At 59.3% G+C, this 18,305-nt stretch carries 17 protein-coding genes; 13 read left to right on the top strand and 4 right to left on the bottom strand.

From position 1 onward, the window contains the following. Positions 1–65: 65 nt before the first annotated feature. The 9 genes from rbfA to yedF all read left to right on the top strand — a co-directional run bounded on the left by rbfA (position 66) and on the right by yedF (position 8,850). Positions 66–476, top strand: coding sequence for a 30S ribosome-binding factor RbfA (rbfA, locus tag HF675_RS21465; protein ID WP_105229529.1), 411 nt, complete (start codon positions 66–68; stop codon positions 474–476). Then, the gene (gene truB, locus HF675_RS21460) at positions 476–1,420 is read left to right on the top strand and encodes a tRNA pseudouridine(55) synthase TruB (RefSeq protein WP_105229530.1); all 945 of its coding nucleotides are present in this window, start codon (positions 476–478) and stop codon (positions 1,418–1,420) included. The genes rbfA and truB overlap by 1 nt, the downstream gene beginning before the upstream one ends. Positions 1,421–1,577: 157 nt before the next feature. After that, positions 1,578–1,847: a 30S ribosomal protein S15 gene (gene rpsO / locus HF675_RS21455; protein ID WP_010279698.1), complete on the top strand. Its 270-nt coding sequence runs from the start codon at positions 1,578–1,580 to the stop codon at positions 1,845–1,847. Positions 1,848–2,089: 242 nt separating this feature from the next. Beyond that, the gene (gene pnp / locus HF675_RS21450) at positions 2,090–4,210 is read left to right on the top strand and encodes a polyribonucleotide nucleotidyltransferase (protein WP_105229531.1); all 2,121 of its coding nucleotides are present in this window, start codon (positions 2,090–2,092) and stop codon (positions 4,208–4,210) included. 128 nt (positions 4,211–4,338) lie between these two features. Beyond that, entirely contained in the window at positions 4,339–5,223 is an 885-nt protein-coding gene (gene nlpI, locus HF675_RS21445; protein WP_105229532.1) for a lipoprotein NlpI, read from the top strand. 119 nt (positions 5,224–5,342) lie between these two features. Beyond that, the gene (gene yrbN / locus HF675_RS24020; protein WP_105229533.1) at positions 5,343–5,423 is read left to right on the top strand and encodes a protein YrbN; all 81 of its coding nucleotides are present in this window, start codon (positions 5,343–5,345) and stop codon (positions 5,421–5,423) included. Next, positions 5,413–7,269 (top strand): DEAD/DEAH family ATP-dependent RNA helicase, encoded by a 1,857-nt coding sequence (locus HF675_RS21435; protein ID WP_105229534.1) that lies wholly within the window; start codon positions 5,413–5,415, stop codon positions 7,267–7,269. Before yrbN ends, HF675_RS21435 begins: the two co-directional genes overlap by 11 nt. Before the next feature lie 130 nt (positions 7,270–7,399). Then, positions 7,400–8,611, top strand: a complete 1,212-nt coding sequence (gene yedE, locus HF675_RS21430) for a selenium metabolism membrane protein YedE/FdhT (RefSeq protein WP_105229535.1) — start codon at positions 7,400–7,402, stop codon at positions 8,609–8,611. Beyond that, positions 8,611–8,850: a sulfurtransferase-like selenium metabolism protein YedF gene (gene yedF, locus HF675_RS21425; RefSeq protein ID WP_105229536.1), complete on the top strand. Its 240-nt coding sequence runs from the start codon at positions 8,611–8,613 to the stop codon at positions 8,848–8,850. Before yedE ends, yedF begins: the two co-directional genes overlap by 1 nt. A gap of 22 nt (positions 8,851–8,872) precedes the next feature. Here the strand turns inward: yedF and HF675_RS21420 are convergent, their stop codons facing one another. Further along, positions 8,873–9,739: a helix-turn-helix transcriptional regulator gene (locus HF675_RS21420; protein ID WP_187043776.1), complete on the bottom strand. Its 867-nt coding sequence runs from the start codon at positions 9,737–9,739 to the stop codon at positions 8,873–8,875. A gap of 121 nt (positions 9,740–9,860) precedes the next feature. On the opposite strand from HF675_RS21420, the gene HF675_RS21415 reads away from it, so the two are divergent. Then, positions 9,861–11,300 carry an MFS transporter gene (locus HF675_RS21415; RefSeq protein ID WP_187043775.1) on the top strand — a complete coding sequence of 480 codons (1,440 nt, stop codon included), beginning with the start codon at positions 9,861–9,863 and terminating at the stop codon, positions 11,298–11,300. 42 nt (positions 11,301–11,342) lie between these two features. Here the strand turns inward: HF675_RS21415 and HF675_RS21410 are convergent, their stop codons facing one another. Further along, on the bottom strand, positions 11,343–12,356 hold the full coding sequence (locus HF675_RS21410) for a luciferase-like monooxygenase (protein ID WP_111737852.1): 1,014 nt from the start codon (positions 12,354–12,356) through the stop codon (positions 11,343–11,345). Positions 12,357–12,566: 210 nt separating this feature from the next. Between HF675_RS21410 and HF675_RS21405 the strand changes: the two genes are divergently transcribed. Genes HF675_RS21405 through HF675_RS21395 form a run of 3 tightly spaced genes read left to right on the top strand, consistent with a single transcriptional unit; the run spans position 12,567 to position 15,810 of the window. After that, positions 12,567–13,538 (top strand): HlyD family secretion protein, encoded by a 972-nt coding sequence (locus HF675_RS21405; protein WP_105229540.1) that lies wholly within the window; start codon positions 12,567–12,569, stop codon positions 13,536–13,538. Next, complete coding sequence (locus HF675_RS21400; protein ID WP_111737851.1) at positions 13,520–14,674, top strand: ABC transporter permease; 1,155 nt, start codon at positions 13,520–13,522, stop codon at positions 14,672–14,674. Before HF675_RS21405 ends, HF675_RS21400 begins: the two co-directional genes overlap by 19 nt. After that, complete coding sequence (locus tag HF675_RS21395; protein WP_105229542.1) at positions 14,671–15,810, top strand: ABC transporter permease; 1,140 nt, start codon at positions 14,671–14,673, stop codon at positions 15,808–15,810. The genes HF675_RS21400 and HF675_RS21395 overlap by 4 nt, the downstream gene beginning before the upstream one ends. A gap of 407 nt (positions 15,811–16,217) precedes the next feature. On the opposite strand, the gene HF675_RS21390 is transcribed toward HF675_RS21395, so the two are convergent. Together HF675_RS21390 and HF675_RS21385 are read right to left on the bottom strand one after the other, a co-directional pair. Continuing rightward, entirely contained in the window at positions 16,218–17,096 is an 879-nt protein-coding gene (locus HF675_RS21390) for a U32 family peptidase (protein ID WP_187043774.1), read from the bottom strand. Positions 17,097–17,107: 11 nt separating this feature from the next. Continuing rightward, positions 17,108–18,103 (bottom strand): peptidase U32 family protein, encoded by a 996-nt coding sequence (locus tag HF675_RS21385; protein WP_187043773.1) that lies wholly within the window; start codon positions 18,101–18,103, stop codon positions 17,108–17,110. Positions 18,104–18,305: the final 202 nt, after the last annotated feature.

Raw genomic sequence — 18,305 nt, 5'->3', positions numbered from 1 at the left:
TTGCACATCTGCTTAATCTGTTCTGGGGGGCCTTTGTGCCCCCCGATTTGTCTGGAGAAAATAACATGGCAAAAGAATTCAGCCGCGGCCAGCGCGTCGCGCAAGAGATGCAGAAAGAGATTGCGATCATTCTGCAGCGTGAAATCAAAGACCCGCGCGTTGGCATGGCGACCGTTTCCGGCGTTGAAATTTCCCGCGACCTGGCGTATGCCAAAGTTTACGTCACCTTCCTCAACGTGCTGACGGAAAACCACGATCCTGAACTGGTGAACAAGGGCGTCAAGGCGTTGCAAGACGCGTCCGGCTATATTCGTACGCTGCTGGGCAAGGCGATGCGCCTGCGCGTGGTGCCGGAACTGACCTTCGCGTACGACAACTCGTTGGTTGAAGGTATGCGCATGTCCAACCTGGTGACCAACGTGGTGAAAAACGATGCCGAGCGCCGCTCCGCATCAGGCGATGACGAGGAGGCTTAATGAGTCGCCCTCGTCGCCGCGGCCGCGATATTCACGGCGTGCTGTTGCTGGATAAGCCGCAGGGCCTGTCCTCCAATGACGCGCTGCAAAAAGTAAAGCGTTGTTATAACGCCAACCGCGCGGGCCATACCGGCGCGCTCGATCCGCTGGCGACCGGCATGCTGCCGATCTGCCTGGGGGAAGCCACCAAGTTTTCCCAGTTCCTGTTGGATTCCGACAAGCGCTATCGGGTGATTGCCCGCCTGGGGCAGCGTACCGATACTTCGGACGCAGACGGCCAGATCGTGCAGGAACGCCCGGTGAATATTACCCAGCAGCAGCTTGATGCGGCGCTGGAGACTTTCCGCGGCGACATCCAGCAGGTGCCGTCGATGTACTCCGCGTTGAAGTATCAGGGCAAAAAACTGTATGAATACGCGCGTCAGGGCATTGAAGTGCCGCGTGAAGCGCGCAGCATTACGGTTTACGAGCTGAAGTTTATCCGCTGGGAAGGCGATGAGCTGGAGCTGGAAGTTCACTGTTCCAAAGGCACCTATATCCGTACCATTACCGACGATCTGGGCGAACTGCTGGGCTGTGGCGCGCACGTGATTTATCTGCGTCGTCTGCAGGTGGCGAAATATCCGATCGAACGTATGGTGACGCTGGAACAACTGAACGCGCTGCTGGAACAGGCGCAGGCCGAAGGCGTGGCGCCGGGCGAACTGCTCGATCCGCTGCTGATGCCGATGGACAGCCCATGCGCCGATTTCCCTGAAGTGAACTTGCTGCCGGCGGTGGCGGGTTATGTCAAGCAGGGCCAGCCGGTGCAGGCTGCCGGCGCGCCGGCTTCCGGCATGGTGCGTATCACTGAAGGCGATGCGCATAAATTTATCGGCGTCGGCGAGATTGCCGACGACGGTCGTGTGGCGCCTAAGCGTTTGGTTGTCGAACATTTCGACTAATCGGCGAAAAACGCCTCATCTTGCGATCGTTCTGCGCTAAGAGTAGAATGACGCAGCTTGGGCCATGACTCTCGCTTGAGGGGTATGGCCCAATTATCGGGCTGCTGAATTAGAGATCGGCGCCTGCATTTTTTTATCTATAATTTGGAGTATTACAATGTCTCTAAGTGTTGAAGCTAAAGCTAAAATCGTAGCTGATTTCGGTCGTGGTACTAACGACAGCGGTTCTACCGAAGTTCAGGTTGCCCTGCTGACCGCGCAGATTAACCATCTGCAAGGCCACTTCTCCGAGCACAAAAAAGATCACCACAGCCGTCGTGGTCTGCTGCGTATGGTTTCTCAGCGTCGTAAGCTGCTGGACTACCTGAAGCGTAAAGATGTAGCACGTTACACCAGCCTGATCGAGCGTCTGGGTCTGCGTCGCTAATCGAACCAGTTTCAGTAGAAAGGGGCCTATTTTGGCCCCTTTCTTCTAGGAAGCATAAGTAAATCAGGTTAATGTACTAACGAGGATCTTCCGTTACAGAGGTTCGCGCGGCTAATGAGAGACTTTATTCCGCCAGGTGAATAAGGGTTGTCATTAGTCGCGAGGATGTAGTGAGAAGGTCAGTGATTCACTGGCGCGCCGAGCCGTCGAGGTGATTGCGCGCCACATCTAAGGATAAAATTTTGCTGACACCGACTATTCGCAAATTCCAGTATGGCCAGCATACCGTCACCATTGAGACCGGTATGATGGCGCGTCAGGCGACTGCCGCCGTTATGGTAAGCATGGACGACACTGCCGTATTCGTTACGGTTGTAGGCCAGAAAAAAGCCAAGCCTGGCCAGAGCTTCTTCCCGCTGACCGTGAACTATCAGGAGCGTACCTACGCCGCCGGCCGTATCCCGGGCAGCTTCTTCCGCCGTGAAGGCCGTCCAAGCGAAGGCGAAACCCTGACTTCCCGTCTGATTGACCGTCCAATCCGCCCACTGTTCCCGGATCACTTCCTGAACGAAGTGCAGGTGATTGCGACCGTGGTTTCCGTTAACCCGCAGGTTAACCCGGATATCGTGGCGATGATCGGCGCATCTGCGGCACTGAGCCTGTCAGGCATTCCGTTCAGTGGCCCAATCGGCGCAGCGCGCGTGGGTTACATCAACGACCAGTATGTACTGAACCCGACCGTTGACGAGCTGAAAGAGAGCCGTCTGGATCTGGTGGTTGCCGGTACCGCTGGCGCAGTGCTGATGGTTGAGTCCGAAGCCGAAGTTCTGAGTGAAGATCAGATGCTGGGCGCCGTGGTGTTTGGCCACGAGCAGCAGCAGGTGGTTATCGACAACATCAACTCACTGGTTGCTGAAGTCGGCAAACCTAAGTGGGACTGGCAGCCGACCCCGGTTAACGAAGCGCTGCAGGCGCGCGTAGCCGAACTGGCGCAAAGCCGTCTGGGTGATGCTTACCAGATCACTGAAAAGCAGGAGCGCTACGCACAGGTTGACGCCATCAAAGAAGACGTCACCGCCGCGCTGCTGGAGCAAGACGAAACGCTGGACGCTGCAGACATTCAGGATGCCCTGGGCGATCTGGAGAAGAACGTGGTGCGTAGCCGCGTACTGCGCGGCGAGCCGCGTATCGACGGCCGTGAAAAAGACATGATCCGTGGTCTGGACGTGCGTACCGGCGTGCTGCCGCGTACCCACGGTTCCGCGCTGTTCACCCGTGGTGAAACGCAGGCTCTGGTTACCGCCACTCTGGGTACCGCGCGCGACGCGCAGAACCTGGATGAGCTGATGGGCGAAAAGACCGACAGCTTCCTGTTCCACTACAACTTCCCTCCGTACTCCGTGGGCGAAACCGGCATGGTCGGTTCACCTAAGCGTCGTGAAATTGGTCACGGTCGCCTGGCGAAACGCGGCGTATTGGCTATGATGCCTAAACCGGAAGATTTCCCGTACACCGTTCGCGTGGTGTCCGAGATCACTGAATCCAACGGTTCTTCTTCCATGGCTTCCGTCTGTGGCGCATCTCTGGCGCTGATGGATGCAGGTGTGCCAATCAAGGCCGCGGTTGCAGGTATCGCCATGGGTCTGGTAAAAGAAGACGAAAACTTTGTGGTACTGTCGGACATTCTGGGCGATGAAGATCACCTGGGCGACATGGACTTCAAAGTGGCCGGTAGCCGTGACGGCATCACCGCGCTGCAGATGGATATTAAAATTGAAGGCATCACCCGCGAAATCATGCAGGTGGCGCTGAACCAGGCCAAGGGTGCGCGTCTGCACATTCTGGGCGTGATGGAACAGGCGATCAGCACGCCGCGCGGCGATATCTCTCAGTTCGCACCGCGTATCCACACCATGAAGATCAATCCGGACAAAATTAAGGATGTGATCGGTAAAGGCGGCTCTGTGATTCGTGCGCTGACCGAAGAGACTGGCACTACCATTGAAATCGAAGATGATGGTACAGTTAAAATCGCAGCGACCGACGGTGAGAAAGCGAAATACGCGATTCGTCGTATTGAAGAGATCACCGCCGAGATCGAAGTTGGCCGCATTTACCAGGGTAAAGTGACCCGTATCGTTGACTTTGGCGCCTTTGTGGCCATCGGCGGCGGTAAAGAAGGCCTGGTGCATATTTCTCAGATCGCCGACAAGCGCGTTGAGAAAGTGACCGACTATCTGCAGATGGGCCAGGAAGTGCCGGTTAAGGTGCTGGAAGTTGATCGCCAGGGCCGTGTGCGCCTGAGCATCAAGGAAGCCACTGCCTCTGAAGCGGCGGCGCCTGCTGCGCCTGAAGCAGAATAAACTGTAACACAGTTTTGACAGTTCCCCGCCGCAGGGCGGGGGCTGTCCGTATACGCGCGGGTAGGATATCCGCGTTTTAGCAAGCGGAGGACAGGACGTTATCCAATGTTTGTCTTCGGGAGTGGGAAATGAAGCTTTTCTTACGCTGGTGTTACGTTGCGACAGCGCTCATGCTGGCAGGATGCAGCAACAATGATTGGCGTAAAGACGAAGTTTTGGCGATCCCGTTGCAGCCGACGCTGCAGCAGGAAGTGATCCTGGCGCGCATGGAACAAATACTTGCCAGCCGGGCACTGACGGACGATGAACGCGCACAGCTTTTATATGAGCGCGGTGTGCTGTATGATAGCCTCGGGCTACGTGCACTGGCGCGCAATGATTTTTCACAAGCGCTGGCGATACGTCCTGATATGCCGGAAGTTTTCAACTACCTGGGCATTTACTTAACGCAGGCAGGCAATTTTGATGCTGCCTATGAAGCGTTTGATTCTGTACTAGAGCTTGATCCAACTTACAATTACGCGCGTTTAAACCGGGGCATCGCACTGTATTATGGCGGCCGCTTCCCGTTGGCGCAGGATGATCTGCAGGCGTTTTATCAAGACGACCCAAACGATCCCTTCCGTTCGTTATGGCTGTATCTGGTGGAAAGAGAAATCGATCCCAAGATGGCCGTCACCGCGCTCCAGCAGCGTTATGACAAAGCGGACAGAGGGCAATGGGGATGGAATATTGTCGAATTCTACCTGGGCGATATCAGCGAAAACACGCTGATGGAACGCCTCAAGGCAGATGCAACGGATAACACTTCGCTCGCTGAGCATCTCAGTGAAACTGACTTCTATTTGGGTAAACACTACCTGAGTCTGGGGGACAAGAACTCCGCTTCGGCGTTGTTCAAACTGACGGTCGCTAACAACGTTCATAACTTTGTTGAGCACCGCTATGCATTGTTGGAATTGGCGCTTTTGGGCCAAGAACAAGACGACCTATCGGAATCGGACCAGCAATAGCTGACGAACACTAATTTTCTGCCGGATAGACCATGGCGTTTTGCCATCGCTATCGCCTTAACGGGTGAGGGCTTTTTTGTTCGTTTTATAATCTAATTTGAGCCGGTTCACACTTTTCAATGAAAATGACTGAAAATTTTCGCGATGAGTTATGTAGACTGGCAGCCATTATTAATGAGGCACGTGTACATGACTACTGAGCTTGAAACCTCTTTTGCTGACCTGGGGCTGTCTGCTCCGATCATTTCTGCTCTGAACGACCTGGGCTATGTTAAGCCATCACCTATTCAGGCTGAGTGTATTCCTCACCTGTTGAACGGCCGCGATGTGCTGGGTATGGCACAAACCGGCAGCGGCAAGACTGCGGCGTTCTCGCTGCCGCTGTTGCACAATATCGACGCTTCTCTGAAGGCACCGCAAATCCTGGTGCTGGCGCCAACCCGCGAACTGGCGGTACAGGTTGCTGAAGCGATGACCGATTTCTCCAAACACATGAACGGCGTAAACGTCGTGGCCCTGTACGGCGGCCAACGTTACGACGTACAGCTGCGCGCCCTGCGTCAGGGCCCACAAATCGTGGTGGGTACCCCAGGCCGTCTGCTGGACCACCTGAAGCGCGGTACCCTGAACCTCTCTAACCTGAGCGGTCTGGTGCTGGATGAAGCCGACGAAATGCTGCGCATGGGCTTTATCGAAGACGTTGAAACCATCATGGCGGAAATCCCGGCTGAACATCAGACCGCGCTGTTCTCCGCCACCATGCCGGAAGCGATTCGCCGCATCACCCGCCGCTTTATGAAAGAGCCGCAGGAAGTGCGCATCCAGTCCAGCATCACCACCCGTCCGGACATCAGCCAGAGCTACTGGACGGCGTACGGCATGCGTAAAAACGAAGCGCTGGTGCGTTTCCTGGAAGCGGAAGACTTTGATGCGGCGATTATCTTCGTGCGCACCAAAAACGCGACGCTGGAAGTGGCAGAAGCGCTGGAGCGTAACGGCTACAGCAGCGCCGCGCTGAACGGCGACATGAACCAGGCGCTGCGTGAGCAGACCCTGGAGCGCCTGAAGGACGGCCGCCTGGATATCCTGATCGCCACCGACGTTGCGGCGCGTGGTCTGGACGTTGAGCGTATCAGCCTGGTGGTAAACTACGACATCCCGATGGACGCAGAATCTTACGTTCACCGTATCGGTCGTACCGGCCGTGCCGGTCGTGCCGGTCGCGCGCTGCTGTTCGTGGAAAACCGCGAACGTCGCCTGCTGCGCAACATCGAGCGCACCATGAAGCTGACCATCCCGGAAGTTGAACTGCCGAATGCAGAACTGCTGGGCAAACGCCGTCTGGAGAAATTCGCGGCTAAAGTACAGCAGCAGTTGGAAAGCAGCGATCTGGATATGTACCGCGCTCTGCTGGCGAAACTGCAGCCGGAAGAAGAGCTGGAAATGGAAACGCTGGCCGCCGCGCTGCTGAAAATGGCGCAGGGTGAACGTCCGCTGATCCTGCCGCCGGATCCGGTGTTCAAGCCGCGTAAACCACGTGAGTTCAACGATCGTGATGATCGTCGTGGCGATCGTCGTGACGGTGACCGTCCGCGTCGCGAGCGTCGTGACGTTGGCGAAATGCAGCTGTACCGCATTGAAGTGGGTCGTGATGACGGTGTAGAAGTGCGTCACATCGTAGGCGCTATCGCCAACGAAGGTGACATCAGCAGCCGTTACATCGGTAACATCAAGCTGTTTGGTTCCCACTCCACCATCGAGCTGCCAAAAGGCATGCCGGGCGAGATCCTGAATCACTTCACTCGCACCCGCATTCTGAACAAGCCGATGAACATGCAGCTGCTGGGTGATGCACAGCCGCACGATCGTCGCGAGCGTCGCGACGGCGGCAACCGTCGTCCGTTTAACGGCGAACGTCGTGAAGGCGGCCCACGTCGTTCTTTCGGCGAGCGTCGTGAAGGCGGTAATGCAGCCGGCAACGGCGAGCGTCGTGGCGGTAACGCTAACCGTGAGCGCGCACCACGTCGTCGTTTCGGCGACGCATAATAGGGATTCGTCAATCCGTTGAAAAACCAGCCTGCGGGCTGGTTTTTTTATGCCTGAAATCTGCCTTTCCGTGCTAAATGGCGTATCATTTACAAGGTTTTTCTTAATGAATTAACGGACAGGGGATGCCGTGAACTGGCAACAATTTAAAACTGACTATCTGGTGCGCTTCTGGGCGCCGCTGCCGGCGGTGATCGCCGCCGGTCTGCTGGCTACCTACTACTTTGGCCTCACCGGCACCTTCTGGGCGGTCACCGGGGAGTTTACCCGCTGGGGCGGCCACGTCCTGCAATGGCTGGGGCTGCATCCCGAGCAGTGGGCCTACTTCAAGGTGATTGGGCTGGAGGGCACGCCGCTGACGCGTATCGACGGCCGGATGATTATCGGCATGTTTGCCGGCTGTATCGCCGCCGCGCTGTGGGCCAACAATATCAAGCTGCGCCGGCCGCAGCACCGCATCCGCATCGTTCAGGCGCTGCTGGGCGGCATTATCGCCGGCTTTGGCGCGCGTCTGGCAATGGGCTGCAACCTGGCGGCATTTTTTACCGGCATCCCGCAGTTTTCGCTGCACGCCTGGCTGTTTGCGCTGGCGACCGCCGCCGGCTCTTACTTTGGCGCCAAATTCACCCTGTTGCCGCTGTTCCGCGTGCCGATAAAACTGCAGAAGGTGCAGGCCGCCGCGCCGCTGACCCAGCTGCCGCAACAGGCGCGCCGCCGTTTTCGTCTGGGGATGCTGGTCTTCCTGCTGATGAGCGCCTGGTCGCTGTGGACGCTGTTTGATGCGCCGAAGCTGGGCATCGCCATGCTGTTCGGCATTGCCTTCGGTCTGTTGATAGAGCGGGCGCAGATTTGCTTCACCTCGGCGTTTCGCGACCTGTGGATTACCGGCCGCACCCATATGGCGCGGGCGATTATTTTAGGCATGGCGGTCAGCGCGATCGGCATCTTCAGCTATGTGCAGCTGGGCGTCGCGCCCAAAATCATGTGGGCCGGGCCGAACGCGCTGATTGGCGGTCTGCTGTTTGGCTTTGGCATTGTGCTGGCCGGCGGCTGTGAAACCGGCTGGATGTACCGCGCGGTGGAAGGGCAGGTGCACTACTGGTGGGTCGGGCTCGGCAATATCATTGGCGCGACGCTGCTGGCCTACTACTGGGATGCGCTGGCGCCGTCGCTGGCCACCGACTATGACAAGATCAACCTGCTGGAGGTCTTCGGCCCGACGGGCGGGTTGCTGGTGACTTATCTGCTGCTGGCGCTGGCGTTGGTCGCCATGCTGTGGTGGGAAAAACGCTTTTTCCGCGCCAAAGCGCGGGCGGAGCGGGTTGATGCGAGGAGTATGTGATGACGCAACAAACGATAGTGCCGGATTACCGCCTGGACATGCTGGGTGAGCCCTGTCCTTATCCGGCGGTAGCGACGCTGGAGGCGATGCCGCAGCTGAAGGCCGGCGAAATCCTGGAGGTGATCAGCGATTGCCCGCAGTCGATCAATAACATCCCGCTCGACGCGCGTAATCACGGCTACAAAGTGCTGGATATCCAGCAGGACGGGCCGACCATCCGCTACCTGATCCAACGTTAACCGTGCGGGCCACCGCCCGCCGTTACTCCGCGCCGCCGCTCAGCTGTTGCAGGCGGCGCTCACTCTGTTCATCCGCCGGTATATACACCAGCATCCGGTCGCCGTTGCGCGGGGCTGACCACCAGTTATTCTGCCGCAGGCTCATTTCCCCGACCTGCGGGTGGAGGAAGCGCTTGACGTTATTATCGATGCTGCGCACCTCGTGGCGTTCCCACAGCGCGCGAAAATCCTCCGAGACCGACAGATAGCGCGCCAACTGCCGTTCCCAGACCGGGTCGCCCAGGTGTTCCGCCATTTGCGCGCGGAACAGCGCCACCATTTTCGGCATGATATCGTCCCAGTCCAGCTGGCTGGCGCGCCACTGCTCGTGGGTGAACGCCAGATAGATGCAGTTGCGGTCCTCGGGCGGCAGCGTCGCCAGATCGACCCCCATCAGCAGGCAGTAGGCGCGGTTAAAACCCAGAATATCAAAGCGTGCGTTAGAAATGATCGCCGGCAGCGGATCAAGCTGATCCAGCAGGCGTTGTCCGTAAGGCGACAGTTTTTCACAGCCGCCGTGCTGGGCGCTGGCCGGCAGGCTTTGACCGGCCAGCCTGAACAGATGATGGGTTTCCGCCTCATTGCACTGCAGCGCGTGGGCGATGGCGCTCAGGGTTTTCGTCGAGGCCTGAATCGCCCGACCCTGCTCCAGCCAGGTGTACCAGGTAATGCCGACGTCGGCCAACTGCGCCACTTCTTCCCGGCGCAGGCCGGGCGTACGGCGCTGGCGCATGCGCGGCAGGCCAAGCCGGTTCGGGTCGAGACTTTCACGGCGCGCGCGCAGAAATGCGCCCAGCTGCTTGCGGTTATCCGCCTGTCCAGCGTCGGTTGGGGATGTAATTTCAGACATAAATAGTTTCCCTCCGCAATAAGACCGGTAGTTTTTATACCATGATAATCAAGAACTGGTACCCGTTTAATTTAATGGTGATGCTAGTCACATTCCTGGTTTGATACAAGGGTAGGACACGATGAGCACACCATCATCCGCGGCCGTTCTGGGCCGTGCGGGGTTGATAATTTTACTGGCGGGGCAACTGTTGCCGATGATCGACTTTTCCATCGTTAACGTCGGGCTGGATGCGATGGCGCAGTCGCTGCACGCCACGCCGACGCAGCTGGAGTTGATTGTCGCGGTTTACGGCGTGGCGTTTGCCGTTTGTCTGGCGATGGGCGGCCGGATGGGGGATAACCTGGGGCGTCGCCGCCTGTTTTTATGGGGCGTGCGGCTGTTCGCCCTGGCCTCGCTGATGTGCGGGCTGGCGAACTCGGTCTGGCTGCTGCTGGTGGCGCGTACGCTGCAGGGGGTCGGCGCGGCGATGATCGTGCCGCAGATCATGGCGACCATTCACGTTTGCCTGCGCGGGCGCGAACACGCCCGGGCGATGGCACTTTACGGCGGCATCGGCGGGCTGGCGTTTATTATCGGCCAGGTGCTGGGCGGGCTGCTGATTTCGCTGGATATCGCCGGTTACGGCTGGCGCAGCGTCTTTTTGATCAATATTCCGCTGTGCGTGCTGGTGCTGGTCTGCGCCCATCGTTGGGTGCCGGACACGCGCGCGCAACGGCGGGTCAATATCGACTGGCCGGGCACCTTGCTGCTGGTGCTGACCATCGTTTGCCTGCTGTTTCCGCTGGCGTTGGGGCCGGTGTGGCACTGGCCGTGGCCGTGTCTGGTGCTGCTGGCCCTCAGCGGGCCGCTGTTGCTGCAGCTGTGGCGTGTGGAACGGCGCCAGGAACGGCGCAATAACTTCCCGCTGCTGCCGCCGGCGCTGCTGCGGCTGGCGAGCGTCAGATTCGGGCTGACCATCGCCATTCTGTTCTTCTCCTGCTGGAGCGGCTTTATGTTTGTGATGGCGCTGACGCTGCAGGCGGGGGCGAAGCTGAATGCATTCCAGTCGGGTAATGCGTTTATTGCGCTCGGGGTGGCATATTTTATTTCCTCGCTGCTGAGCAGCACGGTGATTGAGCATTTCGGCAAGGTGCGCACGCTGCTGTTTGGCTGCCTGATCCAGATCGGCGGGCTGTTGGCGCTGATGCTGACTATGCTGCTGGTATGGCCGCAGCCGGACATCGTCAATTTAATCCCGGCAACGCTGCTGATCGGTGCCGGTCAGGCGCTGATCGTCAGCGGTTTCTTCCGTATTGGCCTGGCTGATGTGCCGGTCGAGCATGCCGGCTCCGGCAGCGCCCTGTTGGCGACGGTGCAACAAACGTCGCTGGGGCTGGGGCCTATTTTGCTAGGGACGGTATTGGTGCAGGTGCTGCATGCGTCGCCGGGTGACTATCTGCATGCGCTGCTGGCGGCATTGGTGCTGGAGCTGCTGTTGATGCTGGCGCTGCTGCTGCGCACCCTACTGGTACTACGCGCCGATCGGCGGCTGGCGGCCGGACAGCCGTCCCGCACCTGAAACGAGGGCGGGGGAAGGCTCCCCCGCCGCAGTGCGCGGCGTTTAGCCGCGCGTTAACGCATCCTTCACCTGCGCGACGATCTCAAACGAGCGCAGTCGTGCCTGATGGTCGAAGATCTGCCCGTTAACCATAATCTCGTCGGCCTCGGTTTCGCGCAGCAGCGCCTGCAGGCCTTCACGCACGTTATTTTCATCGCCGACGATCGACATTCTCAGCGCCTGCTCGACGCCATACTGCTCGCCGGCGCTCCACAGCGCGTGAATATTGTCTACCGGCGGCGGCAGCGGCCCCGGCTCGCCGCGGCGCAGGTTGATAAACTGCTGCTGCATGGAGCTGAACAGGAAGCGCGCGTCGCGCTCGCTGTCGGCGGCAATGACGTTGACGCATACCATCGCATGCGGCTGCGGCCAGCGTTCGGAAGGCTGATAGTTTTCCCGGTACAAGCGCAGCGCCTGGAACAGCATATCCGGCGCGAAGTGGGAGGCGAAGGCGAACGGCAGGCCAAGCTTGGCGGACAGCTGGGCGCTGTACAGGCTGGAACCCAGCAGCCAGATCGGCACGTGCAGCCCCTGGCCCGGCACCGCCTGCACCGGTTGCCCGGGCTGTACCTCGGCAAAGTAGTGCTGCAGCTCCTGCACGTCGCGTGGGAAGTTATCCACCTCGCCGGACAGGTGGCGGCGCAGCGCCATCATGGTGCGTTGGTCGGTGCCCGGCGCGCGGCCCAGCCCCAAATCGATACGGCCAGGGTACAGCGACTCCAGCGTGCCGAACTGTTCGGCGATCACCAGCGGCGCATGGTTGGGCAGCATCACGCCGCCGGAGCCCAGCCGAATGGTGTCGGTGCCGGCGGCCAGATAGCCGAGCAGCACCGAGGTCGCCGCGCTGCCGATACCGGTCATATTGTGATGTTCCGCCAACCAATAGCGCTGGAACCCCCACTTTTCAGCATGTTGTGCTAAATCTAAAGAGCAGTGAAACGCGTCGCGCGCTTTTGCTCCCTGAGGAATCGGGGAAAGATCCAGTACCGAAAGCGGAACTGATGCGTTTTGTGTCATATCATTCGTCCATTGTTGCAAGTTTCATCGCTTAAAGGGCGAGTGCAGGGATCTGCAATTTCACGTTAAAAGCATAATGCAAATTGCGGTTATAAAAGAGGATATATGTGCTTGTGATATCCTTACCGCAGATATGGCCTTTGGGGAGAGACCTACGTTGTATGGATCGTCACATTTTCGCTTGCCGCTTACGTTCAGGGAGCTTGATGCATGAATAAAAAGACCTTATTTACCCTGCTGCTGGTGGTGATCGCGATTGCGATGGCGGTATTATTCCGCTCGCATAATCAGGACTTATTACTGCAGGGAGAGGTGGACGCGCCGGAAGTGATCGTGGCGTCGAAAGCCAAGGGACGGGTGGTGGAACGCCTGATTGAACGCGGCGACGACGTGAAGGCCGGCCAGGTGATGATTACACTGGACAGCCCGGAGCTGTTGGCGCAGCTGCGTTCGGCACAGGCAACGCGCGATGAGGCCAAGGCGCAGCTCGACCAGTCGCTGCACGGCACGCGTGAAGAGAATATCCGCAGCCTGCGCGCCAGTCTGGCACAGGCGCAGGCCGAACTGCGCAACGCGCAGCATGATTACGATCGTAACCGCAGCGTGGCGGCCAAAGGCTATATCTCCAAGTCTGAGCTGGACAGTTCGCGCCGTTCGCGCGACACCGCCTACCAACAGGTACAGGATGCGAAGGCCAAGCTGGATGAAGGCATCAACGGCGACCGTATCGAGCTGCGTCAGCAATATGCCGCGGCGCTGCGTGCAGCGGAAGAAAACCTGCTAGAAGTGCAGGCGCAGGCTGATGACCTGCAGGTGAAGGCGCCGGTCGACGGCGAAGTGGGGCCGATTCCCGCCGAAGTCGGTGAGCTGCTGAACGCTTCCAGCCCGTTGGTGACGCTGATCCGCCTGCCGGATGCCTACTTTGTGTTTAACCTGCGTGAAGACATTCTGGCCAATATACGCAAAGGCGATAAAGTGAAGCTGCGCGTACCGGCGCTGAAAGATAAAGTCATCGATGCCGAAGTGCGTTATATCGCCCCGCTGGGGGACTACGCCACCAAGCGTGCTACGCGCGCCACCGGCGATTTCGACCTGAAAACCTTTGAAGTCCGCCTGTACCCGGCCCAGCCGATTGAAGGCCTGCGCCCAGGGATGAGCAGCTTATGGCAATGGAAAGAGTAAGGGCCGGATGGCGCTGCTTCAGCCACGCGTTTAGCCGGGAATGCCGGGTTGCTTTCCGCAGCCCGGTGATCCACTGGCTGGGCTGGCTGTTCCCGCTGATCCTGTTTGGCCTTATCAGCAGCAACTTCTCGGAGGGAACGTTGCTGAACCTGCCGGTTTCGGTGGTGGATAACGACCACAGCCCGCTGTCAAAATCGCTGGTCCGTAAACTGGACGCCGGCTCTCATGCTCACGTGGAGGCTCATGACGGCGGGTTGAGTGAGTCGCTGCGCCGGCTGCGCAGCGCGCAGGACTATGCGCTGCTGTATGTGCCGCCCGATCTTGAGGCGAATGCCCTGGCGGGCAAGCAGCCGAGCATCGTGCTGTATTACAACGCCCTGTTCTACGGCGCCGGGCTTTACTCCACCCAGGATTTCAGCGGCCTGATAACGGAAACCAACGGCAGTTACCGTTCGATTATCGCCGCCAGCATGGGGAAAACGCTGCCGCCGCTGGCGGATGTGACGCTTAACTACGGCAGTCTGTTTAACGCCAGCGGCAGTTATATTTATTACCAGCAGTTCGCCGCGACCATTCACCTGCTGCAGTTGTTTGTCGTTACCTGCATGATCTACGTGATGGCGCGCAGCAAGTCGCTGCTGAGCGCACGACCGTTCAGCCTGGCGCTGTTGGGCAAACTGGCGCCGTACACCATCAGCTTTACCACGCTGCTGATGATTGAGATTGCCGCACTGGTGGGTATTTTTGACGCACGCGTCAGTGGTAACCCGCTGTTTATGCTGCTGATCGGCTTTTTCTACGTGGCGGCGGCGCAGAGCATCGGCCTGCTGCTGTTTACCTTTACCGGCAGCGCGATTACCGCCTACAGCCTGATCGGTATTCTGGTCAGTATCGCGATGACCTATTCCGGCATGGCGGTGCCGGAGCTGTCGATGCCGCTGCCGGCGCGGATTATTTCCAATATCGAACCGTTGACGCACGCGTTGTACGCGATGTTTGACGTTTTTCTGCGTCAGGTGCCGGCGCGGGCGATTTTCGGCGTCTGCGCGCTGCTGTTGGTCTATCCGCTGGTGACCGCATTTTTGGTGCGCAACCGGCTGCCGAAGCGGCTGGCTAAGGACGAGGGAGCGCTATGAAGAGTTACTGGCAAACCTTTAGCCGGGTGCTGATCGGCATGCTGGAACGGCCGATGTGGCTGATGTTGATCCTGTCGCTGTGCGTAATGAGCCTGGTGTATGCCAACCGTTCGGTGTGGGATCTGCCGGTGGGGGTGATCGATCAGGATCACAGCAGCGCCAGCCGCGAGCTGATCCGTCAGCTGGACGCCACCTCGAAAATCGCTATCAAAACCTACGACAGTCTGGATCAGGCGCAGCGCGATCTGGGCTGGCGCGAGCTGTTTGCGGTGATCATTATGCCGGTGGATCTGGAGAAGAAGATCCTGCACGGTGAGAACATTGTGGTACCGGTGTACGGCGACGCCACCAACCGGCTGGCTAACGGGCAGATCCAGCAGGACGTGGTGACCGCTTATCAGCAGCTGCTTAATCAGTACAACACGTCGCTGCTGCTGCGCAGCGGCTTTAGCGAGCGGCAGGCGCAGATTATCCTGACGCCGATTCAGGGGCAGACGCTGGACGTGTTTAACCCTGGCATCAGCTTTGCGGCAATCGTCTTCCCCGGCTTGCTGGTCATGCTGCTGCAGCACTCGTTGCTGATCGCCAGCGTGCGCGTCAGCATTGCGCTGAAAAGCGCGCCGAGCGGCAAACCGTCGATCCCGGTGTATCTCGGCGGTCTGTCGGCGTTGCTGCCGATCTGGCTGTTTTTGTCGATCGTATTGTTTGTGCTGTGGCCGTGGGTGCTGGGCTACCGGCAGACGGCGAACATTGCGGAAGTGCTGTTGCTGACCTTCCCGTTCCTGCTGGCGGTGTTGGGGTTAGGGAAGCTGGTGACCGAGTGCCTGCGCAGCGTGGAGATGATTTACCTGACGCTGGCGTTTATCACCACGCCGATTTTCTACCTTTCCGGCACCATCTGGCCGCTGCAGGCGATGCCGGGCTGGGTGCGCGCCATTTCCTACTGCATTCCTTCCACCTGGGCCACCAAGGCGATCGCCGGGGTGAACCAGATGGGGATGTCGCTGAATGAAGTGGGGAACGACGTGCTGATGCTGCTGTTGCTTGGCGCGGTGTATACCGTGATTGGTATCGGGGTGGGTCTGGTGCACAACAGCGTGGCGCTGCGCAGCCTGTTTCGTAAGCGGCGGGCGTAGCGGCTGGCCCCTTTTTTCCGTTGTTTATTTAACGTGAACTGCCGTACAGGTAGTTGTTTCTGTAAGCTCTGCGTAATTGGAATTGCCGCAAACGAACTGTATTCCTCTGTTACTTCTGTGAACGGCAATTGCAGGGGCCGAGGGCGCGGCCCCTGCACCCGCGCCCGCGCTTAGGCACGTTCTGCCCGCTGTGCGGGTGCCCTCATGGCGTCACCATCGCCGGGCGGGTCGGCTCTACAGGCATCCCTGCCTGTGCCGCCTCAATCAGCCATCCCTGGCCGATTGCCCCTGGCTCCGGTTCCTTGTTCGGCAGCCCGTGATGCGCGCTAAAGGCCAACACCCGAATTTGCAGGCACCGGGATTGGCGACCATGGGTGCTGACGTTAGAGTCGCTAAGGTCGAAGTATTTACCGCACCAGCTCCAACCCGGCGACGCGTCGCCAGTAGCCGTTACAGTCGCTGCTGCCGGCCAGCGCCAGCGGTTGCTGAGCGTTTTCATTGGCGCGGAACTGCTCGAGCATCGTCAACGTCTCCACGCCCTGCGGCGATAGCCGCACGATATCGACCAGCTCCTGCATGCCGCTCAGCTCATTGCCCAGGTTGTAGCAGTAACCACTCATCGTCTGAATGCCGTTGAGTACGAACACCTGCTGGTCTTCCTGTGAGCGCATGGCGCGCCCCTGCGGGTATTTGATGCAGCAGGTTTCGCACTCGTCCTTGCCGCGGTTTTCCGAACGGGCGGTAAAGCAGCGGGCGGAGTAGGCCAGCGGCAGGTGACCGTAGCCCAGCACTTCCACCTCAAAACTGCGGCGGAAACCCAGCTCGCCGCACTGCTCCAGCACCTTACCCAGCCAGTCGCGGGACAGCTCCACCGGCATGCACCAGCGCGTCATGCCCTGCTTGTGCAGCAGCCGCAGGGTATAGGCGTTATAGCAGTTCAGCGCATGGCCGGCGACAAACGGCAGGCCGCGTTCCGCCGCCATATTCACCGTGCCGAGATCGTTGGCCTCAATCAGAAATTCGCCGTTCTCCACATAGCGCTTCAGCTCGTTTAACTCGGAGGGGGCCTGCAGCAGCGCCAGCGTGGAGAGCACCACCTGCTTGCCGGACTGCGCCACCGTCTTGGCCAGCGCCAGCCAGTCGCCGACTTTCATCTCGCGCCGCTTGGTGCAGACGCTCTCGCCGAGATAAATTATATCGGCGCTGCTGTGCTTCGCCTGCTGGTAAAAGCTTTCGGTCTCGGTTTTCGGCCAGTAGTAGAGCACCGGCCCCAATGCGTATTTCATGCAGCCTCCTGCTATTGCCATTTACGGTGATAGGCGCCGAGCGTGGTCTGGGTGCCTTCAGACATTGCGCCGAGCGCCGCCATCCAGCCGGCGTCGGGCTGGTAGCCGGCGGGGTCGGCGATGCAGCGGTCGATTGCCTGGCGCCAGACGCGCGCCACCTGGCTGACATAGGCCGGGCTGCGCTGGCGGCCCTCAATTTTTACCGAAGCGATATTGGCGGCCAGCAGCTCCGGCAGCAGCGCCAGCGTGTTCAGGCTGGTGGGCTCTTCCAGCGCGTGGTAGCGCACATCGTCAACCAGATAGCGGCCTTTGCATAGCGTCGGGTAGCCGGCGTTTTCGCCTTCCTGATAGCGGTCAATCAGCACGTCGTTCAGGCGTGATTCCATGCCCTGCGGCGTCTGCTGCCAGCGGACGAAACGCGCCGGCGAGCAGGCGCCGACGGTATTGGGGGATTCGCCGGTCAGGTAAGAAGAGAGATAGCAGCGGCCTTCCGCCATGATGCACAGACTGCCGAAGGCGAACACCTCCAGCGGCACCGGGCTGGTGCGCGCCAGCTGTTTCACCTGATGCATCGATAGCACGCGCGGCAGCACCACGCGGTGCACGGCAAAGTGACGCTGATAGAAGCGAATCGCCTCTTCATTGGTGGCGGAGGCCTGCACGGAGACGTGGCGCTCGATATGCGGGTAACGTTCGGCGGCGTACTCCAGCATCGCCAGATCCGCCAGAATCAGCGCATCGGCGCCCAGCTGCGCCGCCATATCCACCGCGCGCTGCCAGCGGGCGTAGCCGTCGGGGTGGGCGAAGGTGTTGATGGCGATATGCAGCTTACGGCCGTGGCGATGCACATACTCCACCGCTTCCTGCAGTTTCTTTTCGCTGAAGTTCAGCCCGGCGAAGTGGCGCGCGTTGGTGTCGTCCTTCAGACCGATATAAACGGCGTCGGCGCTGTTATCGATCGCGGCCTTCAGCGCCGGTAAATTTCCGGCGGGACAAAGCAGCTCCATACAGTGATCCTGGTCCAGCGGCGGGGCGCTGTGACGGTTGTCGCCGTGCGTAATACGGCAGCGGCGCTGTTTAACGGGGGGACAATTTTAGTGAAGTCATACGCAGCAGGTTTTGATTTGGGGCAGCTTCTGGCGTATTGATAAACGGCGGGGGAGTCACCCTCAATCGCATGATTTGTTGATATAGACCGCGGAAGCCTGG

It is taken from the genome of Serratia sp. JUb9 (genome assembly GCF_014298095.1).
GTDB lineage: Bacteria > Pseudomonadota > Gammaproteobacteria > Enterobacterales > Enterobacteriaceae > Serratia_B > Serratia_B rhizosphaerae.
The sequence above is the reverse complement of the archived record's forward strand: the minus strand, read 5'-3'. Positions and strand labels throughout refer to the sequence as shown.

Coding starts and splice junctions, on each gene's coding strand:
- rbfA (WP_105229529.1), top strand. CDS start 66: ATGGCAAAAGAATTCAGCCGCGGCCAGCGCGTCGCGCAAGAGATGCAG.
- truB (WP_105229530.1), top strand. CDS start 476: ATGAGTCGCCCTCGTCGCCGCGGCCGCGATATTCACGGCGTGCTGTTG.
- rpsO (WP_010279698.1), top strand. CDS start 1,578: ATGTCTCTAAGTGTTGAAGCTAAAGCTAAAATCGTAGCTGATTTCGGT.
- nlpI (WP_105229532.1), top strand. CDS start 4,339: ATGAAGCTTTTCTTACGCTGGTGTTACGTTGCGACAGCGCTCATGCTG.
- yrbN (WP_105229533.1), top strand. CDS start 5,343: ATGAAAATGACTGAAAATTTTCGCGATGAGTTATGTAGACTGGCAGCC.
- HF675_RS21435 (WP_105229534.1), top strand. CDS start 5,413: ATGACTACTGAGCTTGAAACCTCTTTTGCTGACCTGGGGCTGTCTGCT.
- yedF (WP_105229536.1), top strand. CDS start 8,611: ATGACGCAACAAACGATAGTGCCGGATTACCGCCTGGACATGCTGGGT.
- HF675_RS21420 (WP_187043776.1), bottom strand. CDS start 9,739: ATGTCTGAAATTACATCCCCAACCGACGCTGGACAGGCGGATAACCGC.
- HF675_RS21415 (WP_187043775.1), top strand. CDS start 9,861: ATGAGCACACCATCATCCGCGGCCGTTCTGGGCCGTGCGGGGTTGATA.
- HF675_RS21410 (WP_111737852.1), bottom strand. CDS start 12,356: ATGACACAAAACGCATCAGTTCCGCTTTCGGTACTGGATCTTTCCCCG.
- HF675_RS21405 (WP_105229540.1), top strand. CDS start 12,567: ATGAATAAAAAGACCTTATTTACCCTGCTGCTGGTGGTGATCGCGATT.
- HF675_RS21400 (WP_111737851.1), top strand. CDS start 13,520: ATGGCAATGGAAAGAGTAAGGGCCGGATGGCGCTGCTTCAGCCACGCG.
- HF675_RS21395 (WP_105229542.1), top strand. CDS start 14,671: ATGAAGAGTTACTGGCAAACCTTTAGCCGGGTGCTGATCGGCATGCTG.
- HF675_RS21390 (WP_187043774.1), bottom strand. CDS start 17,096: ATGAAATACGCATTGGGGCCGGTGCTCTACTACTGGCCGAAAACCGAG.
- HF675_RS21385 (WP_187043773.1), bottom strand. CDS start 18,103: ATGGAGCTGCTTTGTCCCGCCGGAAATTTACCGGCGCTGAAGGCCGCG.